16 protein-coding genes are annotated in these 16,509 nt (G+C 35.3%); 4 read left to right on the top strand and 12 right to left on the bottom strand.

Annotated features, from left to right (window positions below; all coding sequences use genetic code 11):
- Nucleotides 1–47: 47 nt before the first annotated feature.
- Both gcvT and ppgK read left to right on the top strand, forming a co-directional pair.
- Nucleotides 48–1,136 (top strand): glycine cleavage system aminomethyltransferase GcvT, encoded by a 1,089-nt coding sequence (gene gcvT / locus QYS48_RS09920; RefSeq protein ID WP_308355772.1) that lies wholly within the window; start codon nucleotides 48–50, stop codon nucleotides 1,134–1,136.
- Between the two features lie 165 nt (nucleotides 1,137–1,301).
- Entirely contained in the window at nucleotides 1,302–2,030 is a 729-nt protein-coding gene (gene ppgK / locus QYS48_RS09915; protein WP_302102076.1) for a polyphosphate--glucose phosphotransferase, read from the top strand.
- Nucleotide 2,031: 1 nt separating this feature from the next.
- Here ppgK and QYS48_RS09910 read toward each other — a convergent pair whose 3' ends face one another.
- Genes QYS48_RS09910 through QYS48_RS09885 form a run of 6 tightly spaced genes read right to left on the bottom strand, consistent with a single transcriptional unit; the run spans nucleotide 2,032 to nucleotide 6,284 of the window.
- Nucleotides 2,032–3,081 carry a hypothetical protein gene (locus QYS48_RS09910; protein WP_308355771.1) on the bottom strand — a complete coding sequence of 350 codons (1,050 nt, stop codon included), beginning with the start codon at nucleotides 3,079–3,081 and terminating at the stop codon, nucleotides 2,032–2,034.
- A 5-nt stretch (nucleotides 3,082–3,086) separates the two neighbouring features.
- Nucleotides 3,087–3,932 carry a CDC27 family protein gene (locus QYS48_RS09905; RefSeq protein WP_308355770.1) on the bottom strand — a complete coding sequence of 282 codons (846 nt, stop codon included), beginning with the start codon at nucleotides 3,930–3,932 and terminating at the stop codon, nucleotides 3,087–3,089.
- Nucleotides 3,901–4,725 (bottom strand): hypothetical protein, encoded by an 825-nt coding sequence (locus QYS48_RS09900; protein WP_308355769.1) that lies wholly within the window; start codon nucleotides 4,723–4,725, stop codon nucleotides 3,901–3,903. Before QYS48_RS09900 ends, QYS48_RS09905 begins: the two co-directional genes overlap by 32 nt.
- Nucleotides 4,725–5,063 (bottom strand): membrane protein insertion efficiency factor YidD, encoded by a 339-nt coding sequence (gene yidD, locus QYS48_RS09895; RefSeq protein WP_308355768.1) that lies wholly within the window; start codon nucleotides 5,061–5,063, stop codon nucleotides 4,725–4,727. The genes QYS48_RS09900 and yidD overlap by 1 nt, the downstream gene beginning before the upstream one ends.
- 40 nt (nucleotides 5,064–5,103) lie before the next feature.
- The gene (locus tag QYS48_RS09890; protein WP_308355767.1) at nucleotides 5,104–5,781 is read right to left on the bottom strand and encodes a hypothetical protein; all 678 of its coding nucleotides are present in this window, start codon (nucleotides 5,779–5,781) and stop codon (nucleotides 5,104–5,106) included.
- 59 nt (nucleotides 5,782–5,840) lie between these two features.
- Nucleotides 5,841–6,284: a hypothetical protein gene (locus QYS48_RS09885; RefSeq protein WP_308355766.1), complete on the bottom strand. Its 444-nt coding sequence runs from the start codon at nucleotides 6,282–6,284 to the stop codon at nucleotides 5,841–5,843.
- Nucleotides 6,285–6,531: 247 nt separating this feature from the next.
- Here QYS48_RS09885 and QYS48_RS09880 point away from each other — a divergent pair, with 247 nt between their 5' ends.
- Nucleotides 6,532–6,999, top strand: a complete 468-nt coding sequence (locus QYS48_RS09880) for a hypothetical protein (RefSeq protein ID WP_308355765.1) — start codon at nucleotides 6,532–6,534, stop codon at nucleotides 6,997–6,999.
- A 48-nt stretch (nucleotides 7,000–7,047) separates the two neighbouring features.
- Here the strand turns inward: QYS48_RS09880 and alr are convergent, their stop codons facing one another.
- The 5 genes from alr to QYS48_RS09855 all read right to left on the bottom strand — a co-directional run bounded on the left by alr (nucleotide 7,048) and on the right by QYS48_RS09855 (nucleotide 12,583).
- A complete protein-coding gene (alr, locus tag QYS48_RS09875) occupies nucleotides 7,048–8,223 on the bottom strand; it encodes an alanine racemase (RefSeq protein WP_308355764.1) in 1,176 nt (391 codons plus the stop codon).
- An 89-nt stretch (nucleotides 8,224–8,312) separates the two neighbouring features.
- Entirely contained in the window at nucleotides 8,313–9,458 is a 1,146-nt protein-coding gene (locus tag QYS48_RS09870; protein ID WP_308355763.1) for an amidohydrolase, read from the bottom strand.
- An 8-nt stretch (nucleotides 9,459–9,466) separates the two neighbouring features.
- The gene (locus tag QYS48_RS09865; RefSeq protein ID WP_308355762.1) at nucleotides 9,467–10,537 is read right to left on the bottom strand and encodes an alanine/ornithine racemase family PLP-dependent enzyme; all 1,071 of its coding nucleotides are present in this window, start codon (nucleotides 10,535–10,537) and stop codon (nucleotides 9,467–9,469) included.
- Nucleotides 10,538–10,539: 2 nt separating this feature from the next.
- Entirely contained in the window at nucleotides 10,540–10,977 is a 438-nt protein-coding gene (locus tag QYS48_RS09860) for a GNAT family N-acetyltransferase (protein WP_308355761.1), read from the bottom strand.
- Between the two features lie 4 nt (nucleotides 10,978–10,981).
- On the bottom strand, nucleotides 10,982–12,583 hold the full coding sequence (locus QYS48_RS09855) for a sodium:solute symporter family protein (protein WP_308355760.1): 1,602 nt from the start codon (nucleotides 12,581–12,583) through the stop codon (nucleotides 10,982–10,984).
- Nucleotides 12,584–12,867: 284 nt separating this feature from the next.
- Here QYS48_RS09855 and QYS48_RS09850 point away from each other — a divergent pair, with 284 nt between their 5' ends.
- Nucleotides 12,868–13,191, top strand: coding sequence for a rhodanese-like domain-containing protein (locus tag QYS48_RS09850; RefSeq protein WP_308355759.1), 324 nt, complete (start codon nucleotides 12,868–12,870; stop codon nucleotides 13,189–13,191).
- Between the two features lie 95 nt (nucleotides 13,192–13,286).
- Here QYS48_RS09850 and QYS48_RS09845 read toward each other — a convergent pair whose 3' ends face one another.
- Nucleotides 13,287–16,400, bottom strand: coding sequence for an amidohydrolase family protein (locus QYS48_RS09845; protein WP_308355758.1), 3,114 nt, complete (start codon nucleotides 16,398–16,400; stop codon nucleotides 13,287–13,289).
- Nucleotides 16,401–16,509: the final 109 nt, after the last annotated feature.

The following is a 16,509-nucleotide window of genomic DNA, read 5'->3' as shown; positions in this document are numbered from 1 at the left end:
CCATACTTTTGCTGTGTAAAGAAACATTAGACTATAACTCAACTACTATGGAATTGAAAAAAGTAGCAATAAATGACATCCACGAGCAATTAGGGGCGAAAATGGTACCTTTTGCAGGCTACAATATGCCTGTTTCCTACTCAGGTTTAATTGAAGAGCATAATACCGTTCGTAATGCTGTTGGAATTTTTGATGTTTCCCATATGGGGGAATTTTTAATTTCTGGGCCAAAAGCTTTAGATCTAATTCAAAAAGTAAGCAGTAATGACGCTTCTACTTTAACAGTAGGAAAAGCTCAATATACTTATTTACCCAATGATGAAGGAGGAATAGTAGATGACCTATTGGTTTACAAAATAGGTGAAGAAGAATATATGTTGGTAGTTAATGCCTCCAACATTGAAAAAGATTGGAACTGGATTTCTAAGCATAATGAAACATTTGGAGCCAAAATGGTAAACATATCTGATGACTTTTCATTATTTGCAGTACAGGGTCCTAAAGCAGAAGCTACACTTCAAAAGCTTACTACGGATATGGACCTATCCGCTATTAAATTTTATAATTTTCAGGTAGCTCCTTTTGCTGATGCTAAATATGTCATCATGTCGAATACTGGCTATACAGGTGCTGGTGGTTTTGAAGTCTATATGCACAATAAGGATGCTGAAAGCATCTGGCATAAAATCATGAATGCAGGTGAAGAATTTGGAATCAAACCTATCGGATTAGGTGCAAGAGATACCTTAAGAATGGAAATGGGATATTGTTTGTATGGAAATGATATTGACGATACTACTTCTCCTATTGAAGCTAAATTAGGATGGGTAACAAAGTTCACTAAAGACTTTGTTAATTCTGAAGAAATAAAGAAACAAAAAGAAGAAGGCGTGGAGCGCAAACTAGTAGGCTTCCATATGAAAGACAGAGGTATTCCAAGAAAAGGATACGAAATATTGGATATGGAAGGAAATACTATTGGATTGGTGACCTCTGGAACACAATCCCCTACTTTGGGTCATGGAATAGGTTTAGGGTATGTCAAAACTGAATTTGCTAAACCTGAAACTGAAATCCAGATTGCAGTGAGGAAAAATAAATTGAAAGCAGAAGTAAAAAAATTACCTCTTATTTAAATATACCATACTTTTAAAAAATCCTTATCAATTCATTTTGGTAAGGATTTTTTCATTAAGGGCCCATTGAATTTCAATTATCCAACAGAATCTAAATTGTTATAAGATCTACTTTTTTCAAGCTAAAAAATACCCTATCTTAAATTAAATTAAAATAATCACACATTGGAAGTATTAGGCATTGACATTGGTGGCACTGGAATGAAAGCCGCTATTGTAGATTTAAAAACTGGCGAATTTATTACAAAAAGAAAGCGATTTAAAACACCTCAGCCCGCTACTCCTGAAGCTATGATGAAGACGGTGGTAAAACTCCAGAAACATATTGAATGGAATGGCCCAATTGGTTGCGGATTTCCCGCAGCTATAATCAACGGAACTGTAAAAACTGCCTCTAATATCGACAAAAGTTGGATTGATAAGCCACTGGCCAATATGATCCGTAAAGCAACAGGCTGTGCCACCCGTGTAATGAATGATGTGGATGTAGCAGGTTTGGCTGAAATGAGATTTGGAGCAGGCAAAGGACATGAGGGTACCGTACTAGTACTTGCTTTAGGCACGGGCATAGGATCAGCCTTGTTCCACAATCAACAATTAATGCCAAATACAGAATTAGGTCATATCCAATTTAAAGGTGATATAGCCGAAAAATATGCCGCTAATTCCATAAGAGAGAATGAAGATTTAAGTTGGGAAGTATGGGGAAAACGCCTGAATCAATATCTTGTTGAGGTCAACAAACTTTTTTGGCCAGATTTAATCATCATTGGAGGGGGAGTAAGCAAAAAATTCAAAAAGTATGAAAAGTACATTGATAACAAATTGAATGTCATTCCTGCCGAGCTTAAAAATCATGCGGGTATTGTAGGAGCAGCCAGTCAGTTTTTATAAATTAATCAATTGAAGTTAGTTTATATTCATATACCCTATAATCTTTCCAATCCTCTTCCCCTGTCATTAAGTATTGTTGAAAAAGTAATAGACTCATCAAATGATTAGCTTTCCCAAATGATGAGATGAACTTTTTTGCTCTTTCTATCGCTTTAATTTTATCTGTTTCTTCAGCTTCTATTTTAGCATATAATACTGCTTCATATGCTTTACCGTATTTATGAAAGTATACTTTATCAGAACTCAATAATTTGTTTATCATAAGCTTTAGTTCTGGAGAAAAATCATCTAGTGCTAAATGAGTTTCAATGTATAATTCATAAAACTTCAAATTATTTGGATATTGAGCATTCAGCCATTCAACATATTGCCGTGCCTTTTCAGGTTCATCTTCAATTCTTAAATAAATATGAGCCAAATAAATATTGGCTTCTGTCTGAACAAAGCTTTCTTCTTGAGCTACTTCTTCTAACCATTTTAAGCCTGTATCTTTATCTCCCTCTTTGAAAATCCAACTGAAAGCGAAAAATGCAGGTTTTTGTTCTTTATAATAATGGTAATAAAAATGGTAAAGCCCCGATAAAAATTTTATCTCACTAAGCTCCGGTTCTTGCTCCAAATGGTCCGATACTATTTCGTAAATATCGTTTCCATATTTAAAAGCCCTGTAATAATTCCCCTTGTTATAATGGTATTCAGCCTTTAATAAAGTAGAGTTAATTTCACTGTAGTTTAAATCTTTTAATAAATCCTCATGCTTTATGTCTTCAACTCCAGACAAATAGTCCTGATAGCGCTCAATTATTTGATTAGATTGCTCATGAATAGGCATCTTATACCAGCGATAATAATGGGATTTTAAAAAATTGAAAAAACTTGGGTTTGCAATAGAATCTATTGCTTCAATTTGATGATTGGCACCTTCAAAATCAAATTTGTAAAGTGATTTCAAAACTGAATCCACTTTTGATAAGGATACTTGGGCACTTAGCGATGAGGAAATGCACAGCAAAATCAAGCTTAAAATGATAGTTTTAAATTTCACCTTCACTGTTCTTATTTTAGCATTGCGGGATGCAGTTTCAGTAAAGACTGATAAGCTTTACTTCTATATAAATCAATTTTTTCTTCAGCATTCTCCTTTGCTCTAAGATATCCACCTTTATGATAGCGCTCAAACCATGGAAAAACAACGAGATAAGCTTCAATTAAAGAAAACTGATCAATATAATTAATATACAAGGCGATGAGCCCTGTAGTTAAGGCTAAGGAATTGAGTCCATTCTGCCAATCCCCATATAAAATCTGGCCAGATCCAGGTAAAACAACACTCATCCACATGGCTAAATTAGGTTTTATTTTAGCCGCCTTCTTTTCCCACTTATTATGCAAAAGGAATTCATCTTTACCTTCAATATTTTGATCAGCAGTATATTGACTCAATTGCTCATGGTAGGAAGCAAAATCACCTTTCAGATAATAGGCTAATGTTTTATAAAATGTCTTTTTTTGGGCTACTGCCTTATTTTGAAAACTATTAATAGAGGTTAAAGAGATCAAAGCCTGATCATAATTCTCCAATTGAAGATAGGCTAGACTCTTTTTGAAAATAATCTCATTTTTCAAATCTGGATCATTCTCAGAAAAATAAGCAATATCATAAAACCTTATCGCTCGCTCTTGATTGCCAGCTGCGAAGTAGACATCTGCTAATTTTGTATACGTATCAGCAGAAGTATAGTCCTCAAAAAATATAGCACGCTCAAAAGCCAGTAAACTATTATTATAATTCCCTAACTTTAATTGCTCCTCGGCAAATTGATAGGTTTCTTCAACATTCTGGCTAAATACTGACCATGAAGAAAATAAACTAATAGCTAGAACGAATAATATCTTTTGCATCCTTTTCAATTTCTAACCAAAATTCAGTATTTCTAACTTGAGCTGATTTAGCTGAACCATAAATATTTCCGGCATAAAAACCAGTAGCCACTGCCCCAAAAATCCATCCGGAGGCTGAAGAAACTCCATTTTTAGAAAACCCTCTATAGGATTGAAAAGCAAGCCCACCTATTGCAATGAAACTAAAAGCACCATCTTTCCAATTCCCTGTATAAAATTTTCCACTTCCTGGAATTACAGCTGATAGTAATCCTGCAACCCATGGCTTTTTAGGCTTATAACTTTCATGCTTATTGTATAGCATTAATAAATTACCCATTGACGGATGATCATCTTCAGACAATTGTATGGTTCCTTGCTTTACTTGTTCCCAATTCTGGGATAAAAAGTCCTTATGAAACTGATAAATTCTCTTATCATTTTCTTTAAGAGGCAATTCTTTGAATTCATTATCAAAAGTAGAAAACCGACCACCCAGTATTAAAATCTGAGTATATAACTCAGCCATTCGAATGCTCAAATCCGCTAAAGATGGATATAAATATTGTGTTCTATCCAAAGCTTTATCAATTTGTTCATTTTGGAAATAACTGTTTATTAAGTTGTATTTAAGGGTGTCATTATCCTCATCCATAAATAATAGACGTTCGTATTCCATAGCAGACAGATCATATTGACCACTCTTGAATAAATAACTTGCAAATTTTTTACTTTTCTCAAGCCCATAAATATCTTGCGAATAGCTTCTGAAAACTGCTAGCAGTAGTAGAAGGAAAAGAAAGTTATATCTCATTATAATGTTAAAGGATCTTTTAATAATTGTGTCTCAGGATCTAATTCATACTTTTCAGGTGAGAGTGAATTACATCTTGTTAATCGATCAAATCCGTTGAGCATCCCCCTTAAAACTCCCTGCTGTTTTACAGCTTGTAGTGCATATTCTGAACAAGAAGGAATGAAAGAGCAGTTTTGTGCATCCTGTGAGGAAATAAATTTTTTATAGCCTATAAATAGACCAGAGAATAGCATTTGAAGCTCGTTTGTATTCTGATTTACCGCTTCATACTTATCCTTGATTTTTGAGGGCTCCTTTTTTTCTTTTACCTCTCTCAATTCACTTAATAATTCCAACTCATTAGGTATTTGAGAATAAGCATTTATACTAATTAGATTAATTAGACAAATCAACATTATACATCTCATCACTTTCTAATTCATCAATTTTAACATTACTAAAAGTAGTCATTTTATAATATTCAGCCCCATCTATATAGCTGATTTGAATAACTTTTGAAGGGAAAGGTAAACCTTTTATACTTTTATATTCTTGATAAAACTTTTTTGCGGTTAACTCGCCTTCAGGATTAAAAAGTGCAATCCCAAAAAGTTGCCCTTCTTTAAGTGATAAAACCACTTTCCCCATTTTATCTTCTAAATAAGATGGAGGTAGCCATTCTATTATGGTTTGATCGCCATTCTCTTCGATGGTGTTAATGGCATAACCCGTTTTTTGTAAACCGAAATTTCTTAGATCACCACTTAAGGCTAAGTTAAATACCGTAAACTTGTTGGTAGAGGGAACAAACTGTTGACTTACTACTTTTTTATTGACCAACTGATACATTTGGGTATCAGCCATAACCAACATCTTTTTATCAGGAAAACTTATATTGTAAACTACTTTATTTACCTCTTTATCAAAGAATACTTTGCCTTTATAAAATTCTGATCCTTTTGGATTTTTATCCTTAATAGAAAAGTCAGCACTGATTCTAAAATAAGCTTGAGAAAAAAGTGTGAATGAAGAAAACGTTAAAAACAGGAATAGATAAAAGAAATGTACTCTCATAAAAACTAAAAAGGCTGATTAAAGGATTAATCAGCCGTTTAAATGTTATTAATTCTTAATTATAGACCTATATAATAGGTTCCTAATCCTCCACTGAATAAGAATCCAAGGCCTGCTCCTATAAAGTATGATATTTTGTGATCACTTCCTTTATTATCATTCAATAATACAGTAAAGACACCAATCGCAGCACCAATAGGAAAACAGCAGAATCCCCATGCAAAAGAACCCCACTCAAAGCTGTCCATTGAAAAGCCATTGTGGCCCATCATACCCTCAGCACCATAGGATAAATTCATCCCTGCTACTAAATTGGAATTCTCTGAATAAACAGTATTCAGGGTAACGTCTTCATTCATTGCAACGAATTCTTCTAATTCATTCAATTCTTTGAACTCTGTATTTATCTTTTCTTCATTTAATGTGAAAAGATCAGTATTAGAAGCATAAGAAGTAGAGGATACTACAAATACAGCTATTAAGGCTAAAAATACTTTTTTCATGTGTCAATAGTTTTTAGTTTTTCAAATATCAGGCACAATTAACAGTTTTAATATGTTATTTCATAACCTTTATATAACTTTTTTTACTTTAAACTTAAATTTTATCATCCTATTCTGGCAAGTTTTTTGTGTAGAACAAGTATTCAAATATTTTCTTTATTTAAGAATTATCAATCAAAAGAAAACACATTTATTAAACACCAACATAATAGTTAAATATTTATAAGTTTACATTAAAAAAAGAACCATGAACAAAATAATTATCTCGTTAATTATCGCCACAATTTTAAGTACTTCTTGTACAAGTCTTCAAAGATCTATGCAGCAGCCAAATACTTTGGTAAATCTTGAAAAAGATGACTTTGAATTTTCAGATCAAGTGGCAGGAAGTGCAAAAAGCACTAGAGTTTTCGGTATAGATTTTCAAAGACTCTTCAAGCAGGAAGGTGCAAGGGTGGAAAAAGAGTCAATTGTAGAGGATCCGTTTACCAGAGAAGTTTCTAATCTATTTGCAAGCATTCCGGTTTACGGGAATCTGCTTAGTGACCCCACCGCTAATTATGCATTATATGATATGATGCAAAAAAATGAAGGTTACGATGTTGTTTTCTATCCTCAATATGAGGTTAAAGTGAAAAGACCCGTACTAGGTTTAGGCTTTATTTTTAAAACCACTGAGGTTGAAGTAAAAGCAAAATTGGCTAAAATAAAATAATTCTATATGGAGGGGTGGTTTTCAAAAAACACCCCTTCCTTCTTATCTCTATTCTACTACTCTTCTCGGAATATCTTGGGGTAATCTGCTAAGCAACTCATAATTCAATTGATTACTTAATTCTCCAAAGCTGGCTACAGAAACCGTCTGCTTTCCATTGCTCCCTATTATGATTACTTCATCTCCTTTTCCGATGTTTTTGCATTCGGTCACATTTATAATCATGAGATTCATGTTTACAGTTCCGATAACCGCCACTCTTTTTCCGTTTACAATCACCCGTCCTTGATTGCTGAGCGATCTTGCAAAACCGTAGGCATACCCGACTGGCACAGTCGCTATCTTCATTTTTTTTGTAGCTTGATAACTGGTGCCATAGCCAATGAACTCTCCCACTGGCACTTCCTTTACAGACATTACCTTACTTTTCCAGCTGATAATTCGTTTCAGAGGATGTCTAACTTTCCTTTTTACGTCATCTTGCCCGTAGCCATTACTTCTTTGATAGGCGATAAAAGTCTCCTGACTAGGCCAAAAACCATAAAGTAAGATTCCAATTCTTACCATATCCATTTGGGTTTCAGGATAGGACATGGCTGCTGCTGAACATGCTGTATGCTTATTTTTAGGCATGAATCCATTTTCTTCGAAAAGATCGGAAATCTTATGATATTTTTTGATTTGATCCATTACTCTTAAGTAATTCGTGATGCTTTCAGCACCTGCATAGTGTGTGCACAAGCCCTCTAAAATAAAATAGTCTTTATTTTCCTGCATCAAGTCAATTACTTCTTGAAGGTGCTCCTCTTCAAAGCCCGTGCGGTTCATACCGGTTTCTACTTCGATATGTAGTTTTGCTTTTTTATCTAATTTCTGAGCATAATGAATTGCAGCCTGTAGTCGCCCTATTTCAAATACATAAAATTCAATATCATTAGCTATTGCCCACTCAACGGCTTCATCTTCCATCCAACCCATAACCATAACTCCAGTAGATTTACTTTTGAATTCACAGACTTGTGCAGCTTCATGAGTTGAGAATACTGAGAAATGCTTAACGCCAGCAGCTTCAAATAAAGGGACCATTTGTTCAATACCATGGCCGTATGCATTTCCTTTTACCACTGCAGAAAGTTTAACACCTTTATGCAATTTTCGCTTAACAAAACGGACATTTTGCTTTACCGCCTTTTTACTTAAACTGATATTAGAAGTGCTAAACATATTTGATGCATTTATAAAGTATATCTTAAATTAAAAGCTTAATCAATCTTGATGACCTACAGTAACTAATAGACTAAAAATTGGAAAGATTAAATAACTTTAAAATATTTCATTAAACCAATATACATTTTTACTCCCATTGGAATAATGTCATCAGGAAAGTCATAAAATTCATCATGCAAATGAGCGCATTCAACCCCAGACCCTAAGCCAAAGAATCCGGTTTGTGACTGCAATTTGTAATGCCCAAAATCTTCACTCCATTTAAATGGCTTTTCTAATGGAACATAATCAAGGCCCATGGATGAAGCTGATTGTTTCAGAATATTTACAGTTTCTTCAGAGTTTTCTGTTGAAGGAAATATTTCAGTATAGGATATTTCACAACCCAAGCCTTCATCTTCACAATGCTTTCTAGCTAGATTTTCAGCCTCCTCTATCAAGATTTCCATATCCTCATCCTTCATTGCTCTTAAAGTAACCCTGATTTCAGCATAACCAGGAGTGGTACCAAATGCAATTTCACCTAATTCCGCATGAATTACAGTTGCTAATGCTAAAGATGAAAACTCTAATTCTTTATGCAGGTTCGTCATCTGAGTGGTGATTTTTGCCATTGCCAATACTGGACTGATCCCAAATTCTGGTTCTGCAGCATGACTTGTTTTCCCAAATAGCTTAATCACCATACCTCTGGAAGCGGCAGCAAAAGTTCCACTTTTGCTTAGTATTTTACCTTTAGGGAAATCAGGAAGATTATGTAATCCAAAAATATAATCCAGATGGATATCTAAATCTTTTAAGGCTTTATTAATTCTCTCCGCTCCTTCTCCCGTTTCTTCTGCAGGTTGGAATAAGAGATATACATTCCCTTTCTGTACTGGATTGTTTTTTAAATAAGCCGCAATTCCTGCCACCATGGTCATGTGTCCGTCATGACCACACTTGTGAGCCGTATGAGGTGTTTTGGAAGCATATTCTAAGTGGATGGTTTCTGCAATATGTAGTGCATCGGTATCGGCTCTGAAACCTATATTTTCACCAGGCTCTTTTCCTTTGAACAAAGCAATAACACCATGACCACCCTGATTACTCCAAATTTCATCAGGCTTTAAATCTTCCAAAAATTCAACAATGATTTTTGCTGTTTTCTCCTCATTATTAGAAGTCTCAGCATTTTCGTGTAAGAGATGTCGTAACTGAATAAGTTCCTCTACATCTAAATTCAAATCCATAGGTTTACCTATTCTACAGTTTTTTCAATATAATTTGAATTGAGGATACCTAAAGCTCCCATATACTTTAGCTTGAAATTTATTAAATCTCCCACTTTTCTTTTTTCCTTATTATCCCCTAAATCAATAACAATCATATCAGAACTTGAGCCAACAATTTCAAAGTCGTAATCATCAAGTATTAAATATTTTGGATCAATATCCAATACCCCAATATCCAATATGGCTCTGTAACTGGTTTCGCCATATAAGGACTCATCAATTTCCGTTACTTCTCCTTGAGGATTAGCCGCCATTTCGCCCATTGGCACTTTCGGTTTTTCAGTTATTTCGATTATTTCAGTGAAAAGCTCTAAGCAGTCATCATGCATACCCTCAATAGTAGTTTCTTCAAATAAGTTTGCCCCGAAATATAGGGTTTCACCTATTCTAAAATGATTGATACCAGCGGGTATTTGCTTATTCATTATGAGTGGAATGGTAACCGATGTACCACCAGAAACTAAAGGTAATTTTCTATTGAATTTTAATTCAATTATCTGTTTGTACAAACTAAGTTGAATCAATTTATCTTGTGAAGGCATTACACCATGTAGGCAGTTCAAATTGGTACCTATCCCTTCAATCTGAATATTAGGTAACTCAAAAACCTTAGCATAAAAATCAATCAAATGATCCCCCATAACCCCTTCTCTGAGGTCACCGGTTTCAACCATAATGATTACCTTATGTGTTTTATTTTGCCTAACTGCTTCATCTGACAATAATTTGAGTGTATAATACTCGGTATTCATACTCATGTCAGCATATTTTACAATATCTGATATGCTTCTTTTTGCAGGAGGCTTTATGTAGCAAGTTTTAACGTTTGAATCTATTTCCTTTACCTTTTTAAGATTCGCAATTCTGGAATCATGTATTTCTTTAAATCCAAGGTTGATTACTTCTTTTAAATAAAGCTCGTTACCACAAAAAAGCTTGGTTACCGCTCCCCAGTCTAGATTATTGTCAGTAAATAGCTTATGTAGGAATTCAAAATTATGTTTTAGTTTATTTCTGTATAGTTTTAAAAATGCCATTTTTAGTTCTTTAACCTCATCTCCAAATATTTATTGGTGAAGCCTAATTTTTCATAAAGGAATTTTGCAGGATTATTGGGTTCAACATGAAGGGCGATATCTCCTTTAGCTGTATTAATTGCTTTTTTCATTAATTCCTTTCCAACACCTTTACCCCTCTGATCAGAATGAACGGCTATATATACTAATATGTTTTCAGGAATATAACCCGACATACCGGTTTGATTCACCACAACGGCACCTTTTATACTTCCATTTTCTCTGGCTAAAACTACAAATCCACCCTGATGACCAAATGAACTAAGCGCGTAATCCAAGCATTTCATGATGTCGTCTTTAGGATCACCGAATTCATCTAGATGAGTATAGAGAAAATCTGCTATCTCATTTTTTTGTAAAGTAGTTGCTGAGTCTATCGAAGTTAAAGTTTGATATTCCATGTATTTATTTAGTTTTTGGGTATATTAGAGAGAAAGATACAAAAATTATTGCTGAAAAAAAGATACCAAATACGTTAGGGTCTAAACCGAGCGGCAATTTGAATAGAAAATCACTAAATGGCAGCTCAATTATTTGCATTTTATTCACCACCTTCACTAACTGACCAGGAGTCATCTCTGCCATATTCAGATTACCAAAACTAACATAATTGGATGCTCTCTCTATAAATGTTCGTATTTCATCCATTTTAGTTGCAGTACCAAAGGTGATTTTATTGGCTTGAAGAACAGCAGTTATAAACCCACCGGTAAGCATAGAAGTAAAGGCAGCATTATTATTACTTTTTTTCCAAAATAATCCTCCCAAAATAGGAACGAATAAGCCCGATACCATAAAAGCATAGCTATAGAGCATTAAACTCAAAACATTTTCCATGGCACTGGCGAGCAATAAAGCTAAGGCACCCACTATCAAGGTAACCACTTGTGATAATCTTAACTCCTTTTTATCAGTGTTAAATTTGTTGGTAAACTGCTTAATGAAATCAGAAACAAAGTTTCCAGAGGAAGCCATTAAACAACTATCCGCAGTAGAAAGAATAGCTGAAAAATAAGCTGACATCATAATTCCTAATAATCCTACCGGCAATACGGTTGCCAGCATCATAGGTAAACCTTTTTCAGGATCGGCCTGAGCAATATTATCAGGACCTAAAGCTGAGAACATCCCCTGATCGGCTGCTACTCGAGCTAATAATCCTAATGCAACGCCCATAAAAGCCATCACCGGCCACTCAAATAAGCCCGCAATAAACCATGCTTTTTTAGCTGTTTTCACATCCTTACTCGCATAAATTCTTTGATAGAGAGTCATACCCACAAACCAAATGGGGATGATGGTAACTACCCAATACACTATATCCTGCCAGTTTAAATTAGTTAAGGAAAGCATCTCAGGATCAAGCGTTTTTTTTATTTCTGACCACCCGCCCACTGAATAATAGGATAAGGGTATACCTATTAAAATTAAGCCTCCCAGTAAAATAATCCATTGAACAGTGTCAGTATAGATCACCGCTTTAATTCCTCCCATCACCGTATAAACCACTGCGATAACGCCCATAATGATCAAAGCCTGGTTTAAACCGATTTCAGGAAATGTACCTGAAGCCAATTTTGCTCCTGCCAATATTTGAGAACTAGTAAAGCCTAAATATCCTACTGCAGAAATTAATGCGGCAGCTATGGCTGTCTTCTTATCAAAAAAATAGGCAAATAACTGCGGCATGGTATGAAACTTTTCAAAAGCTTTATTCCCTCTTACTTTCGGGATAAGAAAAACAGCCGCTAACCATGCTCCTATTAAACCGGTGAATAACATCCATGAACCGGATATTCCAATCGTAAATCCTAAACCACCCAATCCAATAGAAAAGCCTCCACCAACATCGGTTGCCACTACACTTAATCCAATATGCCAACTGCTCATTTTTCTTCCGCCCACATAATAGTCATCCATACCCGTATTGGATCGCAAAAAATAATAGCCTACCGCCAGCATAGCCAGCATATATATGACGAATATTGAAATATCTATAATGTGCATATCTTAAGCTTATTGATTGATTTAAAGAACAGTTAATCTTTAAACTACAAAAAATAAGTTGGCTAGTAAAATGAACTTATTTTAATGAGGATTTTATATGGATGAGTGAACTTTCTTGAAAGCTAACCGACAATTTTACTTAGCCTAAAAGAATGATATTTGTCATGTTTAGCAACATTTATTATTATTTTATTCACATAATAATCAAGCCGTTATGATTTTTTAATTAATTATTTCATATATTTACTTGTGTACAGAAATTACAAACTATATACATTAAAGTTATGCCTAATTATAAAAATTTAACTATTCAGGAATTTGATCAAGGAATCAAAGAAAATCCTGAAGCAATAATTTTAGATGTTAGAACTCCATCAGAATTTGCAAGCGGTCACTTAGAGAATGCATTTAATGCACCCAACATAAGTGAAGCCATCTCTACACTTGATCCTGAGAAAGAGTATTTTGTTCACTGCCGAGTAGGAGGCAGAAGTGCGGTTACTGCACAATACTTATCCATGAAAGGCTTTAAAAATATCAATAATTTGAATGATTCAATTGACAATACCAGTTTGAAACTTCATAAATCGGGCGTAAAAGTAGCTTAAAATAATTTCTAAATCTTCGATGCCACAATAAGGGTCTTATCTCACACTATGGCCTTTGTTGCATGCATTAGTTTTCAACACATAGAAGATGAAAACTATACCCCAAGATATTCTTTTACTACTTTCACCGACATATACTCCATATGTTGCTCGCTAAAAGCTTTCTGGAAATTACCGTAATAGTTTTTAAACGCTATGCCCTGAAGCATATTTAAAAAGTAATCACTGCCGTACATAATTCTACTTCTGATTTTTTGATTATCAGCAGTATCCGTTTTAAAATAGCGTTCTGCTATAGTTTGAAGCATCTCAGGCTTAGTTTGACAGGATAAATCTGTATATACATTGTCAAAATCCAGAATCAGACGTTTGATTTCTTCTTGCCATTCGTGGCTGCCTCCACCAAAATGAGCTAAGCATATTTTCAGATCAGGATACTTTTCTAAAACCTTACGCCATAAAGTAGGATGATTTAAGCGATGGGCTCTTTCTTTAATTGACTTATCAAAACCTCCTTGCAATAGGTTGTATTCAAAATCATGATAGGCTTTATCTTTAAAAACTAATTTATAGGTATAGTCATTGTCGCTAGTGTCCTCCTCTTGGGTGCACAGATCGCCATAAATTTGAATACGATCTGTAAAAGTAGCAAAGCCAGAATCGGAGCAATGCGCCATAATGGGAATCTGGTTTTCTTCGCACCATTTGTACAAACTGGTGCCATGCACGAAAGCCTTTTCGGGATCAAATAGATTTAAATCGGTGGGCGAATACCCGTTTGGCGTGTAGAGCTTTACCCCATGAAAAACTTTATCCTTCCCAATATTCTCTTCTACTTCCTGAGCCATGCCTTCTCTACGAGGGTCAACAGCTAGGAATGGAAAGATATCATTTCCGTAGAGCGTCTTTAATTGCTCTAATTCCTGCTTTTGGGTTTTATAGGAATTCTTTGCGTCCTCTAAAACCGAAGCGTTCACAAGGTTCAAGCCTTTTATAATCTTTTTGGCATATTTCAGTATTCTTACTGAATCTTCATTCGGCACCTTTTCATCGCTAAAGATAAACTCACCATTCTCCTCAAAGCGTTGAACCAGACTATCCATTTGATCTAAAAATTCAGCATGCTTCACTTTAAACTCTTGCATTTTTTCTGCAATTACGGAGGCTGCATTATCCGCATCATAATCATTCCTGAAAGTCATTTCTAAATCGAACATGAGGGGAATATATCGAAAGGTTTTTGGCTGATGCGCTCTAGTTTCCCAATAGTCTTCTTCCAAATCATCTAACATTTGGCGAGCACCTTTATTGAATAAGAAATAATTAAATACATTACGAATTACCCTGCCAATTCCATGTTCACTTCCCTCTCCTTCCCGGGTGCTAATAGGTTCACGCTGCTCATCAGGATTATCCTGATCAAGATACTCCACTATATCGCCTAACAGCATTAATATAAGCCTACCCGTGATCACATTTCGGCCAAATAAATGACAATGGGCATCAAAATGATCTATGGATTTTAGTTTGTTATAATCTACTTTTTCAGCTTCTTCGGTAAAGAAAAAGCTTTCAATTTTATCCTTACAATCCTGCTTTTCAATTAACCTGCCATGTAAGGCATCATCAATCATATACTTTTTGTATTTAGCGGGATTATAGCCCTCAATGGCAACGTATTGACTCGGTAAACTGAATTGATTTTTGGTGCTGATCACCCAATCATTATGTTCCGATAAGATCTTATCAATTCCTAACTCTAGCTTTCTAGCCCCCCATCCGTTATTTTCATAATTTCCAGCTACAGGCAGATAGCGAGTTGATTCCCGAATAGGTGTATTGTAAATGATTTTATTTAAGGCTTCACTTCCAGGTTTCATCACTTCCATTCCGGGCTGCTTAATCACCCATTCGAAAGAATGTTGCAATAAGGCAGAGATAAACACAACAGGCGCTCCAATTCCAATCTTTCGCATTACCTTTTTCAACATTTTAAAGCCAAAAGCCATGCCTTCTGCAAAAGTGAGATACCCTACCCCATTTCCAGAAGCTACCAACGCAACTTTGCCGACTCGAATGCTGTCTTGCCCGTAATTGGCTAGAAATTGCGCTAACAATCCTCCCTGACTAGTTCCTATTACATCCACTTCCTGATCAAAGGCCTGAATATCCAAATCGTTGAGCATGCTAAACATCTTCTTGATATTGCCTTCGGCATCCCAGAAAAAGGTAGGATGATCAAAGGCAATCACTTGCTCATAATTTCCCTCCTTTAAGAAATCATGTAGCCAATCATAAACCTCACCGAAGGAGCCTTTTGTACTGGCGAAGGTTCCATGTAAGAGTAATAAGGTCTTCTTACTTTCCTTTATAGAACCAAAGTTTGCATTCCTGAATTTACCCTTATCATTCATCACCAATAGCTGATGATCCTTCACAAAAAGGCCCGTTTTATAGCTGGCCAATTCATCTTCAATCAATTCTACTATTTCCTGACTATTAGAGGGTAAATCCTTTTCCTTATTCTTTCTGTAGGCTCTTTTGAATACCAACACTTTCACAATGAATTCCTCCTGCTTGTATTGGGTGGAAAGACGATAGCGATTCGGAATACCGGGAACGGCTTCAATGGCTTTATGGGGGAGCGCATTAAATATATAGGTGAGGCGATCGCGCTCATTGGTATTATGAGCTGTAGTGGCTATCGGTAAAATGTAGTCTAATTCTGCCGCTTCATTATTTTCTCTTTGGTGCTGATAAAAGGCCAAAGCGCCCTGATCAGGGCCGAGAAAAGCATCTAATCTTAGCTTTGGAATTTCTTCTAAAGCAAAAATATCAGGATAAGGAATGTCTAACTCGCTAAGGTTGACCACCTTTTCTTTGACGTCATTTTGAAGATCCAACTCAGGATACATCTCCTTAATCAGCTTTACCTCCTCCCCTACGGTAGATTTATCCTCAAATTTATCATTTCCTTCATTCGAACAAAACAGCTGTCCTTCCCAATCGACAGGAGTATTATCGGCATAGCCCAAAGTACCCCAAACACCTGGCATTTTATCCGCGTCTTTCCGGTTCAGGATTTTAGGGATGGCAAAATTTTGAAGGTATTTAAGGTCTTTATCTGCTTTTTCTGATCGTAATAAAATAAACTTCTTTTCGATGGGTGATGCCATGAAAGAACGGACATCAAGTGCTATAGGTCTCATATTGGAAGGTTTTAGTTGAAATTGAATCCATATACAAATTCGCACTTTTAAAGCAGGAATGCAATACCTATTTATGGGTAAGTTCGCTTTGATTGGGGAATTTGAAATG

Source organism: Marivirga arenosa, from assembly GCF_030503895.2.
GTDB lineage: Bacteria > Bacteroidota > Bacteroidia > Cytophagales > Cyclobacteriaceae > Marivirga > Marivirga arenosa.
Note: the sequence above shows the minus strand (reverse complement) of the source record. Positions and strands in the feature narration are given on the sequence as shown.

Bases quoted from the DNA above. Each gene is read 5' to 3' on its own strand.
- QYS48_RS09860 (WP_308355761.1), bottom strand. From the start codon at position 10,977: ATGGAATATCAAACTTTAACTTCGATAGACTCAGCAACTACTTTACAA.
- QYS48_RS09885 (WP_308355766.1), bottom strand. From the start codon at position 6,284: ATGAAAAAAGTATTTTTAGCCTTAATAGCTGTATTTGTAGTATCCTCT.
- QYS48_RS09900 (WP_308355769.1), bottom strand. From the start codon at position 4,725: ATGAGATATAACTTTCTTTTCCTTCTACTACTGCTAGCAGTTTTCAGA.
- gcvT (WP_308355772.1), top strand. From the start codon at position 48: ATGGAATTGAAAAAAGTAGCAATAAATGACATCCACGAGCAATTAGGG.
- QYS48_RS09850 (WP_308355759.1), top strand. From the start codon at position 12,868: ATGCCTAATTATAAAAATTTAACTATTCAGGAATTTGATCAAGGAATC.
- QYS48_RS09865 (WP_308355762.1), bottom strand. From the start codon at position 10,537: ATGGCATTTTTAAAACTATACAGAAATAAACTAAAACATAATTTTGAA.
- QYS48_RS09880 (WP_308355765.1), top strand. From the start codon at position 6,532: ATGAACAAAATAATTATCTCGTTAATTATCGCCACAATTTTAAGTACT.
- QYS48_RS09905 (WP_308355770.1), bottom strand. From the start codon at position 3,932: ATGCAAAAGATATTATTCGTTCTAGCTATTAGTTTATTTTCTTCATGG.
- QYS48_RS09870 (WP_308355763.1), bottom strand. From the start codon at position 9,458: ATGGATTTGAATTTAGATGTAGAGGAACTTATTCAGTTACGACATCTC.
- QYS48_RS09845 (WP_308355758.1), bottom strand. From the start codon at position 16,400: ATGAGACCTATAGCACTTGATGTCCGTTCTTTCATGGCATCACCCATC.
- alr (WP_308355764.1), bottom strand. From the start codon at position 8,223: ATGTTTAGCACTTCTAATATCAGTTTAAGTAAAAAGGCGGTAAAGCAA.
- QYS48_RS09890 (WP_308355767.1), bottom strand. From the start codon at position 5,781: ATGAGAGTACATTTCTTTTATCTATTCCTGTTTTTAACGTTTTCTTCA.
- QYS48_RS09855 (WP_308355760.1), bottom strand. From the start codon at position 12,583: ATGCACATTATAGATATTTCAATATTCGTCATATATATGCTGGCTATG.